The 12,786-nt window shown below is 56.1% G+C and carries 8 protein-coding genes; 5 read left to right on the forward strand and 3 right to left on the reverse strand.

Annotated features, from left to right (window positions below; all coding sequences use genetic code 11):
• Positions 1-162: 162 nt before the first annotated feature.
• Entirely contained in the window at positions 163-1,110 is a 948-nt protein-coding gene (locus tag MC50_RS19140) for a quinone oxidoreductase family protein (protein ID WP_047664730.1), read from the reverse strand.
• Between the two features lie 75 nt (positions 1,111-1,185).
• On the opposite strand from MC50_RS19140, the gene MC50_RS19145 reads away from it, so the two are divergent.
• From MC50_RS19145 to MC50_RS19165, 5 genes are all read left to right on the forward strand, one after another.
• Positions 1,186-1,641: a MarR family winged helix-turn-helix transcriptional regulator gene (locus MC50_RS19145; protein ID WP_047664732.1), complete on the forward strand. Its 456-nt coding sequence runs from the start codon at positions 1,186-1,188 to the stop codon at positions 1,639-1,641.
• Between the two features lie 534 nt (positions 1,642-2,175).
• Entirely contained in the window at positions 2,176-2,802 is a 627-nt protein-coding gene (locus MC50_RS19150; RefSeq protein ID WP_047664734.1) for a hypothetical protein, read from the forward strand.
• A 252-nt stretch (positions 2,803-3,054) separates the two neighbouring features.
• Positions 3,055-7,305, forward strand: a complete 4,251-nt coding sequence (locus MC50_RS19155; protein ID WP_047664735.1) for a calcium-binding protein — start codon at positions 3,055-3,057, stop codon at positions 7,303-7,305.
• Between the two features lie 12 nt (positions 7,306-7,317).
• Positions 7,318-9,423: a type I secretion system permease/ATPase gene (locus MC50_RS19160; RefSeq protein ID WP_052135793.1), complete on the forward strand. Its 2,106-nt coding sequence runs from the start codon at positions 7,318-7,320 to the stop codon at positions 9,421-9,423.
• On the forward strand, positions 9,420-10,745 hold the full coding sequence (locus tag MC50_RS19165) for an HlyD family type I secretion periplasmic adaptor subunit (RefSeq protein WP_047664736.1): 1,326 nt from the start codon (positions 9,420-9,422) through the stop codon (positions 10,743-10,745). Before MC50_RS19160 ends, MC50_RS19165 begins: the two co-directional genes overlap by 4 nt.
• Before the next feature lie 43 nt (positions 10,746-10,788).
• Here the strand turns inward: MC50_RS19165 and trpA are convergent, their stop codons facing one another.
• Both trpA and trpB read right to left on the reverse strand, forming a co-directional pair.
• Positions 10,789-11,592, reverse strand: coding sequence for a tryptophan synthase subunit alpha (gene trpA, locus MC50_RS19170; RefSeq protein WP_047664738.1), 804 nt, complete (start codon positions 11,590-11,592; stop codon positions 10,789-10,791).
• On the reverse strand, positions 11,592-12,785 hold the full coding sequence (gene trpB / locus MC50_RS19175) for a tryptophan synthase subunit beta (protein ID WP_004860995.1): 1,194 nt from the start codon (positions 12,783-12,785) through the stop codon (positions 11,592-11,594). The genes trpA and trpB overlap by 1 nt, the downstream gene beginning before the upstream one ends.
• Between the last annotated feature and the right edge of the window lies 1 nt (position 12,786).

Raw genomic sequence — 12,786 nt, forward strand, 5'->3', positions numbered from 1 at the left:
TGGCAAAAAAAAGCCCGCACAAGTGCGGGCGAAAAATACTGGAAGCAATGTGAGCAATGTCGTACCGAATACCTGAGTGTTTTTCTCAACTATTCGGTAATGAGAAAGATAATAGTTCTCATCTAAGATATCAACCCCATCTTTTGTGCGGAAGCGATTTTTTTAATTAATCACAAAAACGGTACGTTTCTGGCTGTTGTCGCGCGGCCATGCGTTCGCCACTTCGCTGAGCGCAAGCGGGGTGGTGGCGATGGTAAAACCGCCAGCAACGGCGGCCTGCAGCATTTCGCCGGTCGCCGCCAGGAGCTGCGGCATCGACAGGCTACCGATACCACTGCCCATCAGTTGTAGCGGGGCCGCTCTCAGCACCGCGCCGTTGAGCGCAATTTCCGCGCCGGAAAGCGACCCCACCTGCACGTAGCGCACCGGTGCGTTGCCTGGACTGTGTTTCGCCAGCGCGGGCAGCATCAGTTCGGCGCTGCGGCCCCATAGATAATCCACCACCACATCAACCTGCTGTGCCGCCTGCTCGCTGAATTGTGCCTGTAGCGTTGGATCGTCTGCCGTTAAGTCGATACAGACGTCGGCACCGAGGGCGGCCAGCATCTGCGTATTCCGACCGGTGGCGATGATCTTTCTTGCGCCGAGGAAGCGGGCAATCTGCACAGCAAGCTGACCGGCGCTGCCGGTTGCGCCGTTGATCAGTACGCTCTCTCCGGCGGCCAGTCCGGCACGCTTTACGAGCGCGGCCCAGGCGGACATTCCGGGATTTGCCATCGCGGCGGCGGTGATATCATCCAGGTCATCTGGTAAAGGCAGGCAGTTTTCGACGGCGACCGGCGCCCACTGCGCCATACTGCCCCAGGGCGCAGTGGGAAAGGCAAAATAGACCCGCTGCCCATCGGCCAGCGTTCCGACGCCATCAATGCCGACCACAAACGGCAGCCGGCCGTCGAAACTGTAATGCTTACCGGAGGCGCGAGCTTTCACCACATGGCTGATGGCGGCGGCATTCACTTTTACCAGGGGGTGATGGGCATCGGCCTGCGGATCGGTAAAATCGGCCCAGACAGGGCCCTGCTGCAGATCGAAAACTACGGCTGCTTTCATAATGTTATCTCCTGAAGGCAATTATGTGTAAAATGCACATAATAGATAACGGCACTATACCCGGTTAAAAAATATATGCAAGATGCACATAATAATTACGACATTACCGATTTCCACGGCGCGTTGCTCGATATCATTAGCGTGATGAACCAGTCCGTTCGTGATGAGCAGCTGCTTCAGGCCGCAGATGTCCAAATCGATCAAATTCTGTTTCCGCTGCTGGTGGCCATCGGACGTTACGGGCCGGTAGGGGTCGTGGAACTGGCGGATAGCCTGGGGCGCGATTACACCACCGTCAGTCGTCAGGTAAAAAAACTGGAGGTGCAGGGACTGGCGCTCAAACAACCTAATGCCCAGGATCGGCGGATCAGCGAAGTCACCTTGAGCGAGCAGGGAAAAACTGTGATTGAACGCATCGCGGTAGCGAGGACACGGCTGATGAATCAGGTACTGGCAGAGTGGGCTGAGGAAGAGGTAGAGGCGCTGTTTCGCCTGACGCGCAAATACGCTGACAGCTTGCAGAGGAAGTAGTCCTCTGGTGTCGATATTGACGGCAGAGAAGATTCTGCCGTCAGATGGCCGCTTGCAACATCTGGACAAATGTCTGTAACCGATCTGCGGTTTTGTAGATTGTTGGCATTGCAGTCCCCATCTTGTTGCGGCGTATTCCTCAGCCGTAATAATAATCCGTTGGTGAAAAAACAGCGGGGATTGTGGCTGAGCATTTTGTCGGATTAGATGATAAAGGCAAGGCTTGTGATGAAATCCAGAAACAGAGGTTTTGATTTATCAAGGTGGCGAATGGAAAAGATAAAAACATAAGGTTTTTATATTATTTATGATGAAATAAAAGCGTGGTTTTCGTTCATTGGTTTATTTAGTGAATGCCATTCTTTATTTTATAGATGTAATGAATGGATATATTCTCGTCGTTGTATTGCGTCAGTGATTTAATATCTTGAATTTTATAGAAATAAAATTATCGTCTAATTTTGTTTGATCTCATTGAAGATCTGGAGTAAATAAAACCCATTAAATTAACATTGGCAAACATAAGGGTTTTATATGCAGCACCCGCTCTTTTTCATCTCTCTGCAAAGGCCGTTTGATTATCACCAGAAAATATTTCCCACAAAACAATGCTGGCGTATTGTTGCTGTTCTGGCCGGATTATTTCTCCTGGCCATATCGCCATATACCCGCGCGGATCAATCCAGTGCGGCAGTGGCGCAATCCACAGCAGAGGGGGACGCTGGTAACAAGCCATTAAGAAAACTGTCTCCTAATCAGCTTTATGTTACGGTGGAAAAGTCTGGGGATTATATCGTGGGGATTTACTTTGATACAGGTAGTCCACGGAAAAGAAGAACTAAGTTTACGTTGGAGGACGTCAAGGTAGTAGATGTTGTTTTTAATAGGGCCTTTAAGAGGATCAGATCTTACTTAGAAAATGAATTGACTGGGACGATCCGTATTTATGACGCTCATACCGGGGAACTCTTGCATGAAATATTGGTACCGAAGGTTGATGCTTATCCCGACATTGAGCCATTATTAGAGAATAGCGGTGTAGGTTATGATTACTTACGCAAGATGGACACTGGGTCCTACATTATAATTCCGGAGCTTTATAGTTCTGGCGCGGATTTTTCCAGCTATACGTTACTTTTTAGACGTCATTATGGTAAGTAATAAAATTAGGATGATTTTATGTCATACACTGTAACTATTAAAAATGACTCCCTGTTTACTAATGGGCAGGGTGCGGTTCATACATGGCTGGAACTCAGTGATGGAAGTAGTAAAGTGGTTTATTTTGGATTTACGCCTACTGATCTTGGTTATTTCAATAACAAAGGTTCGTTGGATGGCGATGATTATCTTAAACAAAGAGTTTCCTCTGAACAGTTAACTATTGGAATAACGGCAGAGCAATACGGCAGTATGGCCGAAGCTATCAGCAAGTTTAAAACATCCCCTCCGCTCTACGATCTTATTCCGGACGGTGATGGTAGTGATTTTAACTGTACTACTGCTGCCAGTTTTATCCTTAAAAGCGCGGGCATTGATTTTCTGGATTCAGTTCAGTCGCCTTTCGGCGTCGCTGCAAAAATTAATGGCAATAATGATTACACGATGAATGACCTGGTGGAAGATGTCCTCGATGCAAAAGACGTGATTGATAATGCCGTCAGCCATACCTATAACAGCATCCGCGACAAAATCACAGAGCTCTTCGGGAGCACAGCTGAATCAATACCTGGAGAACAGGCCGCGCTGGCGAACGAATTACTTAATCTTACGGAAAGCTGGTTGAATACCACCCGTGAATCGGTTTATTCGCTCTTTGGTGAGGTCGCCGGGAGCGATAATTATCCGGGGAGCTATTTTGGCGAGATCATCGGGCATTATAAAAGTTTGCTGGATACGCTGATGAGCAGTATCGAACAGCTACTTCAGGGCTGCCCTGTCCCCATCAATATCGGTGGGGTGAATTTATTTACGCCAGGTTTTATGGATCCGGTGATGGGGCCTGGCCTGGTTTGTGCGGAAAACCAGGCCAGTCCCATTATTATTGACCTCGACGGCGATGGCATCGAAACCTTATCCGTCAGCAGCGGTGTTTTCTTCGATCATGATGGCAACCAGTTTGCGGAAAACACCGGCTGGGTGGCTCCGGACGATGGGTTGCTGATATTCGATCGTGATGGCAACGGGCAGATTGATAGCGGCAGTGAACTCTTTGGCAATAATACGCTGCTAAAAAGTGGCAAACTGGCGGCCAATGGCTATCAGGCTTTGCAGGAGCTGGATGAAAATAAAGACGGGCAGTTGAACAGTGATGACGCTATCTGGGCGTCATTGCGCATCTGGCAGGATGGGAACAGTAACGGCCGGGTTGACGAAGGAGAGTTACTTTCCCTTGAAGAGGCCGGTGTGGCCGCCATTGGCACCGGCTACAGCACGTCACAATATGTTGATGAACAGGGGAATGCCCACCGGCAAACCAGCACCATTACGCGTTCAGATGGCGCTGTCGGCCAATCGGCGGACGTCTGGTTTGCGGCCAACAAAGGATACTCACGCTACACAGGCGATGTGACCCTGTCCGCTGAAATTCAGGCTCTACCGTATATCCGCGGGTTTGGCAATATGGCCGACCTGCATACGGCAATGAGTCTTAATCCGCAACTTATCGCACTGGTTCAGCAGTTTGTGGCCGATCCCATGGCCGCTAAAGCGTCTGGCCTCATCGAAAAGCTCCTTTTTACCTGGGCAGGCGTAGCGGATATCGCTGAAAACAGTCGCGGGAGCTATATCGATGCCCGACAGCTTGCGGTTCTCGAAACCGCTGCTGGTAGGGGATACCGGAACACGGTTAACGGTACGGTTAACCCTCTGAGCAGCGCTGCGGCCTTATTACAGGATGAATACCGCCGTTTTGCTGCCTATACCGAAGCCTGCCTGTTGGCCACAACAGTATATGCCAGCGATTTTGATTTTATTCATCTGCAGCTAAGCCCCGATCTCAGCGGTCTGACGCTGAACTTTGAGGCATTTGAGGCGCATCTGAATACTCTGATGCAGACGGACATGGGGCGCTATCTGCAGGTGAGTAATGTCCTGTATGCCTGGATGGAATACCTGCCATCCTTTGCAGATGTCCGGGTGAGATTAGGTATTCCTGAGGCGTTGACATTTACCGGCAGTGACAATGCGGATGTCGTAACGGGCAAAAACACGAACGATGTGCTGTGGGGAGGAAAAGGAAATGACCAGCTGAAGGGCGGATACGGGGATGACACCTACCTCTTTAACGCCGGAGACGGGCAGGACACGATTATTGAGAGCAGCGGAGCGGACACGCTGCGGCTCGGGGAGGGGCTGATGGCGGAGCAGGCGGTACTTTCCCGGCAGCGGGTGCAGGGCTATGACAGCCTGGTGCTCGGCTTCCGCGACCGGGCGGACAGCGTAATCATCCAGGGGTACTTCAGTCTGGACAGCTATCAGGTGGAGCAGATTGTCTTCGCCGACGGCACGGTATGGGATGTGGCCGCCGTGAAGGCGATGCTGCTGGCGGGAACGGAGGCGGCGCAGAGCCTGCAGGCCTACCGGGAGGGGAGCGAGATCCACGCCGGGGGCGGAAATGACGTGCTGACCGGGGACAACGGCAATGATGCGCTGTACGGCGAGGCGGGGGATGACACCCTTGACGGCAGCTTCGGCAACGACCTGCTGAGCGGCGGCACGGGGAACGATCTGCTGAAGGGCGGATACGGGGATGACACCTACCTCTTTAACGCCGGAGACGGGCAGGACACGATTATTGAGAGCAGCGGAGCGGACACGCTGCGGCTCGGGGAGGGGCTGATGGCGGAGCAGGCGGTACTTTCCCGGCAGCGGGTGCAGGGCTATGACAGCCTGGTGCTCGGCTTCCGCGACCGGGCGGACAGCGTAATCATCCAGGGATACTTCAGTCTGGACAGCTATCAGGTGGAGCAGATTGTCTTCGCCGACGGCACGGTATGGGACGTGGCCACCGTGAAGGCGATGCTGCTGGCGGGAACGGAGGCGGCGCAGAGCCTGCAGGCCTACCGGGAGGGGAGCGAGATCCACGCCGGGGGCGGAAATGACGTGCTGACCGGAGACAGCGGCAACGATGCGCTGTACGGCGAGGCGGGGGACGACACCCTTGACGGCAGCTTCGGCAACGACCTGCTGAGCGGCGGCACGGGGAACGATCTGCTGAAGGGCGGATACGGGGATGACACCTACCTCTTTAACGCCGGAGACGGGCAGGACACGATTATTGAGAGCAGCGGGACGGACACGCTGCGGCTCGGGGAGGGGCTGCTGGCGGAGCAGGCGGTGCTCTCCCGGCAGCGGGTGCAGGGCTATGACAGCCTGGTGCTCGGCTTCCGCGACCGGGCGGACAGCGTGATTATCCAGGGGTACTTCAGCCTGGACAGCTATCAGGTGGAGCAGATTGTCTTTGCCGACGGCACGGTATGGGATGTGGCCGCCGTGAAGGCGATGCTGCTGGCGGGAACGGCGGCGGCGCAGAGCCTGCAGGCCTACCGGGAGGGGAGCGAGATCCACGCCGGGGGCGGGAATGACGTGCTGACCGGAGACAGCGGCAACGATGCGCTGTACGGCGAGGCGGGGGACGACACCCTTGACGGCAGCTTCGGCAACGACCTGCTGAGCGGCGGCACGGGGAACGATCTGCTGAAGGGCGGATACGGGGATGACACCTACCTCTTTAACGCCGGAGACGGGCAGGACACGATTATTGAGAGCAGCGGAGCGGACACGTTGCGGATGGGAGAAGGGCTGCTGGCGGAGCAGGCGGTGCTCTCCCGGCAGCGGGTGCAGGGCTATGACAGCCTGGTGCTCGGTTTCCGCGACCGGGCGGACAGCGTGATTATCCAGGGGTACTTCAGCCTGGACAGCTATCAGGTGGAGCAGATCGCCTTCGCCGACGGTACGGTATGGGACGTGGCCGCCGTGAAGGCGATGCTGCTGGCGGGAACGGAGGCGGCGCAGAGCCTGCAGGCCTACCGGGAGGGGAGCGAGATCCACGCCGGGGGCGGAAATGACATGCTGACCGGGGACAACGGCAATGATGCGCTGTACGGCGAGGCCGGGGACGACACCCTTGACGGCAGCTTCGGCAACGACCTGCTGAGCGGCGGCACGGGGAATGACACCCTGAAAGGCGGCAGCGGTAACGATATTTACCTCTTTAACGCCGGAGACGGGCAGGACACGATTATCGAGAGCAGCGGGACGGACACGCTGCGGCTCGGGGAGGGGCTGCTGTCGGAGCAGGCGGTGCTCTCCCGGCAGCGGGTACAGGGCTATGACAGTCTGGTGCTCAACTTCCGCGACCGGGCGGACAGCGTGATTATCCGGGGTTACTTCAGTCTGGACTACTATCAGGTGGAGCAGATTGTCTTCGCCGACGACACGCTATGGCTGCCGGAGGATGTGCTGAATTATATCGAACACAATATTCCTTTACCGGTCATGGACACCGCGGAAAGCACGGCAGACATCGCGCTGTTGAAGCAGGAGATCTGCCAGTTTCTGGCCTCGGGCGACGTTGATGATGCGGACGATGCCGGGGTGGCTATACCGCTGGCTACCGCGCAAACGACGGCGGAAAACTGGCGAACAGCCGTTGGCTATTAGTGGAGCTGCGTTATGTCATCGGATGATAATCTATGGCAGGGGCTGCGGCTGATTGCCCGCTACCACGGTACGGCGGTGAATATCCGCGCCCTGCGTGAGCAATTTTTTGTCGATGCGGAACATCACATCACCCTGCAACTGGTGCGTGCGGCCCGCCATTGTGGCTTTCGTTGTCGCTACTATCCCCGCCTGCACGTCACCTCTCGCTTACCTCTGCCGGCGCTGGTTCATTTACCCGATCGGGGATATAGCGTGTTGTTGGCGGTTAAGGACGGGCAATGGCTGGTTCAGGAGATCGATCGGCCGCAATCCTCCGTGTACTCGCCTGTGGAGGGGGCCAGGGTCGGCGGTTTTTTATTTAGCCAACGCTTCTCTGTGGAAAAGCTGGCCAACGAGTTCAATCTGCGCTGGTTCTGGCAGGCATTTATGCAGTATCGCAGGCTGGTTGGTGAAGTCTTGCTGGCTTCATTTTTTATTCAATTGCTGGCATTAATCACCCCCCTTTTTTTCCAGGTTGTGGTCGACAAGGTTTTGGCCCATCAGAGTCTGACGACGCTGGACGTCCTGGCGCTGGGAATGCTCTGTATTACCGTTGCTGAAGTCGTGCTGGATGGACTCCGAACTTACCAGCTGGCACATACCGCGCAAAGAATTGATGTCACCTTGAGCTCATTGCTCTTTCGTCATCTTCTGGCGCTGCCGCTGGCGTGGTTTAAGGAACGGCAGGCAGGCGTTACCGTAGCACGGGTTCACGAACTCAAAACGGTACGGGAATTTCTCACCGGCAGCGCTCTGACGCTTTGTACCGATCTGCTCTTTATGGTGATTTTTTTCGTCGTCATGGCGTTCTACAGTATCCCATTGACTCTTATCGTCATCATTTCGCTGGTTTTTTACGCCATTTTATCGGCGGTTATCACGCCATCTCTGCGCCGTCGTCTCAACGAACAGTTTCGTCAGGGAGCGCAGAATCAGGCTTTTCTGGTGGAGAGCATCACGGCGATTGAGCCGCTGAAAGCGATGGCGGTTGAGCATCATATGGTCCGTCGCTGGGATACCCGAATCGCCGCTTTTGTCAGTAGCAGCTTCAGAACGCAGAATTTGGGGAATATAGCCGGGCAGATTTCCCGCTTTATTAGCCGGGCAACCAGCGTGGCGATCCTGTGGTACGGCGCGCAGCAGGTTATTCAGGGCGACATGACGGTCGGCGCGCTGATTGCCTTTAACATGTTTGCCGGCCAGGTTACCGCGCCGGTGCTGCGCTTCGTACAGCTATGGCAGGACATACAGCAGGTCTCGGTTTCCATCAAACGGCTGGGGGATATTCTGAATATGCCTACCGAGCAACAGCCTGCGAGCGGCATCGCTCTCGCCCAAATGCAGGGGGCGGTAAGGTTCGCCGGGATCAGCTTTGCCTACCATCCCGGCGGCGCTCAGGTGCTGAACAGCGTGACGCTATCCGTGCGGCCAGGCGAGGTTATTGGCATCGTAGGGCGCTCGGGCTCGGGTAAGAGTACGCTGGCGAGACTGATGCAAAGGCTGTATTTACCCTCGGTAGGCCAGATATTTATCGATGGCACGGATATCGCTCATACCGATCCGCAATGGTTGCGCCGTCAGGTTGGCGTCGTGTTACAGGAAACTCAGCTTTTCTCCGGCACCCTGCGGGAAAATATCGCCCTTGCCGTACCCGATGCCTCGCAGGAGCAGGTGATGGCCGCTGCCGCGCTGGCCGGCGCCCATGAGTTTATCAGTGAACTGCCGATGGGCTATGACACACCGGTTGGCGAACACGGCGGGCAACTTTCCGGCGGGCAGAAACAACGTATCGGCCTTGCCCGTGCGCTGATAACTGACCCGAAAGTATTGATTCTCGATGAAGCCACCAGCGCGCTGGACTACGAATCTGAACGGATTATTCACCACAATATGGCGGAAATCTGTCGGGGGAGGACGGTATTTATTATCGCCCACCGCTTGTCCACCGTGCGGCTGGCCGACCGTATTATCGTGATGGAAAGGGGCGGTATCGGCGAGCAGGGAACGCATGCTGCGCTGCTTGCCGGGAATGGTCTGTACGCGCGTTTATATGCGCTACAGCAGGGGATGACCGGATGAAGCGTTACCGGGAATTTCTCCCCGCGGTGCTGGAGGTTCAGGATTCGCCGCCTTCGCCTGCGGGCAGGGGCATCATCTGGTGCGTGATGTTGACGATGTCAGCGGCGCTCTTATGGGCAGCCTGGGGTAAGGTTGATATTGTTGCCGTGACGCAGGGGAAAATCGTGGTGAGCGAACTGTCGCGCCCGGTGAATGCCGCGGTCACCGCTGAAGTCGCGGCGGTGATGGTGCGGGAGGGGATGCACGTGGCCCAGGGCCAGCCGCTGATCAAATTTAACGACGGTCATTTGCAGGCGCAAATCAAAGAGAACCGGCTGCGCCAGCGTATTAACCGGTATCATATTGCGCGTCTGACATTGCTTAACCGTTATTATCATCAGGGGAGCGTTACCGCCCAGCTTCCTCCCGCCTATCTACAAGAGGATGTTGCGCTGGCTGAACAGGCGGCGTTACGGCTAACGGCGGAAATCGAGGCGGATCGCCGTGAAAAAGCAGTGTTTGACAGCCGAAGAGCGGTTCTGCTGGCGCAGCTGGCCGAGGGACAGGTGGAAAAAGCGCTGGCTGAAAATTTGCTGCCGCTTTTCAGAGAACAATATCAGGCGCTGGAAGCGCTGTATCAGAAGAAGCTCACCAGTCGGGACAGCCTGCTGGAGAGCGGGAAAAAATATACCGAGTCCCGCCATCGGGTGGTGGCCGCAGAAACCCGCGCACAGGAGGTGCGTGACAGCCTCCATCAGATAGATGAAGAAGCGCAGGCCAGAACGGCCGATAAAACCCATGCCCTTGCCAAAGAGAGCGCGGAGCGCAGCGATGAAAACCGGGTGCTGGAAACCCAGCTCAATCAGCTCCAGTCCCTGAGCGCACAATACCTGTTGCGCGCGCCGGTTAGCGGAACGGTGGAGTCTTTGGTCTTCAGGGATGCCGGCGGCGCCGTGGAGCCGGCGCAGGAGCTGCTGAAGATCGTTCCCGATAGCGGTGAACGGGTAGCGGAAGTCATGGTCAGGAACCAGGACGTCGGTTTTCTACGGCCCGGGCAAAAGGCGGCGGTGAAAATCAGTACCTTTGACTTCACCCGCTATGGGTGGGTGACGGGTGAACTTCGGCAGGTCTCGGCCGATGCCGTTGAAGATCGGGAGCTGGGGTTGGTTTATCGGGCGGTGATTTCCCTGAAACAGCGAACGTTGATGGTGGAGGGAGAGGAAAAACTTCTTGAACCGGGGATGCAGGTTACCGGTGAAATAAAAACGGGACGCAGAACAATCCTGAGTTACCTGCTGAGTCCCGTGATGGAAGCGCTGAATGGAGTGGGTAAACAGCGCTAGTAACGGCTTTTCGCTTAAAGCCGTTACCGTATGCCGCGTTCGATTAGCGTGTCGCCGCCTTCAGGCTCTGCACGAATGCTTTGAGCTCAGCCAGCATGGTCTGCGGATCGTTAACGTTGCGCTCGATAATTTTCACGATCGCCGAACCGGAAATCGCCCCGGCCGCACCGGCTTCAAGCGCGGCGGTCACCTGTTCCGGCGCGGAGATGCCAAAGCCCTGCAGCGGCGGAGCGGCGTTATATTCGGCCAGTTTTTCCACCAGGTGGTGCAGCGGCAGCGCGGCGCGGTTTTCCGCTCCGGTAACGCCAGCGCGTGACAGCAGGTAGGTATAGCCGCGGCCCCAGGAGGCAATCTGGCGCAGCAGGTCATCATCGGCGTTCGGCGGGCAGATGAAGATCGGCGCGATATTATGGCGCAGCGCCGCCTGACGGAACGGGGCGGACTCTTCAATCGGGACATCGGCGACCAGCACCGAATCGACGCCGACGCGTGCGCACTCGGCATAGAACTCGTCAATACCCGGGCTGAATACCAGGTTGGCATACATCAGCAGGCCAATCGGGATAGTCGGGTGCTTGTGGCGAATCGCCGCCAGCATTTCAAAGCATTGCGCCGGGTTAACGCCAGCGGCAAAGGCGCGCAGGGTTGCGCCCTGAATCGTCGGGCCATCCGCCAGCGGATCGGAGAACGGAATCCCCAGCTCCAGGGCGTCGGCGCCGGCTTCAATCAGCGTATCGATGATCTTTAGCGACAGCTCAGGGTTCGGATCGCCGAGGGTGACGAAGGGAACAAACGCGCCTTCCCGGCGGGTTTTCAGTTGTGCAAACAGCGTCTCATAACGTTCCATCAGATTTCCCCTCGCGCTTTCAGAATATCGTGTACGGTGAAGATGTCTTTGTCGCCGCGACCGGACAGATTAACCACCAGCAGCTGCTCTTTTTCCGGGTTTTCGCGCATCATTTTCAGCGCATGCGCCAGAGCGTGAGAGGACTCCAGAGCCGGAATAATCCCTTCATGGCGGGAGAGCGCTTTAAAAGCCTCCAGGGCCTCGTTATCGGTAATCGACACGTAATCCGCGCGGCCGGTGCTGTTGAGGAAAGCGTGCTGCGGGCCAACGGACGGGAAATCCAGACCGGCGGAAATGGAGTAGGACTCTTCAATCTGGCCGTCTGCGGTTTGCATCATCGGTGACTTCATACCGAAGTAGATGCCAACGCGACCATGCTTCAGCGGCGCGCCGTGTTCACCGGTTTCAATCCCGTGACCCGCAGGTTCGACGCCGATCAGACCGACGTTGGTTTCATCGATAAAGTCAGCAAACATCCCGATAGCGTTGGATCCGCCGCCGACGCAGGCGATAACCGCATCCGGCAGACGACCTTCTTTTTCGAGAATTTGCGCTTTGGTCTCTTCGCCAATCATGCGCTGGAATTCACGCACGATGGTCGGGAACGGATGCGGGCCCGCCGCGGTACCGAGCATATAGTGCGCGGTCTCGTAGCTACCAGACCAGTCGCGCAGCGCTTCGTTACAGGCATCTTTCAGCGTGGCGGAACCGCTGTGCACCGGAATCACTTCGGCACCCATTAAACGCATGCGGAACACGTTTGGCGACTGGCGTTCGACGTCTTTTGCGCCCATATAGATGCGGCACTTCAGACCGAGCAGAGCGCTGGCGAGTGCGGATGCTACGCCGTGCTGGCCGGCGCCGGTTTCGGCGATAATTTCGGTTTTACCCATTCGTTTAGCCAGCAGCGCCTGACCCAGCACCTGGTTGGTTTTGTGCGCGCCGCCGTGCAGCAGATCTTCGCGCTTCAGATACAGCGTGGTGCGGGTCCCTTCGGTCAGGTTACGGCATTTAGTCAGCGCCGTGGGACGACCGGCGTAGTTTTTCAGCAGATCGGTAAATTCCGCCTGAAACGCCGGATCTTTCTGCGCGCTGACGAACGCTTCTTCCAGCTGGCGCAGGGCAGGCATCAGAATCTGCGGGACATACATACCGCCAAATTCGCCAAAATAGGGATTAAGTAAAGTGCTCATT

This window comes from Klebsiella planticola, from assembly GCF_000783935.2.
GTDB lineage: Bacteria > Pseudomonadota > Gammaproteobacteria > Enterobacterales > Enterobacteriaceae > Klebsiella > Klebsiella planticola.

Bases quoted from the DNA above. Each gene is read 5' to 3' on its own strand.
- MC50_RS19140 (WP_047664730.1), bottom strand. From the start codon at position 1,110: ATGAAAGCAGCCGTAGTTTTCGATCTGCAGCAGGGCCCTGTCTGGGCC.
- trpB (WP_004860995.1), bottom strand. From the start codon at position 12,785: ATGAGCACTTTACTTAATCCCTATTTTGGCGAATTTGGCGGTATGTAT.
- MC50_RS19160 (WP_052135793.1), top strand. From the start codon at position 7,318: ATGTCATCGGATGATAATCTATGGCAGGGGCTGCGGCTGATTGCCCGC.
- MC50_RS19145 (WP_047664732.1), top strand. From the start codon at position 1,186: ATGCAAGATGCACATAATAATTACGACATTACCGATTTCCACGGCGCG.
- MC50_RS19155 (WP_047664735.1), top strand. From the start codon at position 3,055: ATGGCCGAAGCTATCAGCAAGTTTAAAACATCCCCTCCGCTCTACGAT.
- MC50_RS19165 (WP_047664736.1), top strand. From the start codon at position 9,420: ATGAAGCGTTACCGGGAATTTCTCCCCGCGGTGCTGGAGGTTCAGGAT.
- MC50_RS19150 (WP_047664734.1), top strand. From the start codon at position 2,176: ATGCAGCACCCGCTCTTTTTCATCTCTCTGCAAAGGCCGTTTGATTAT.
- trpA (WP_047664738.1), bottom strand. From the start codon at position 11,592: ATGGAACGTTATGAGACGCTGTTTGCACAACTGAAAACCCGCCGGGAA.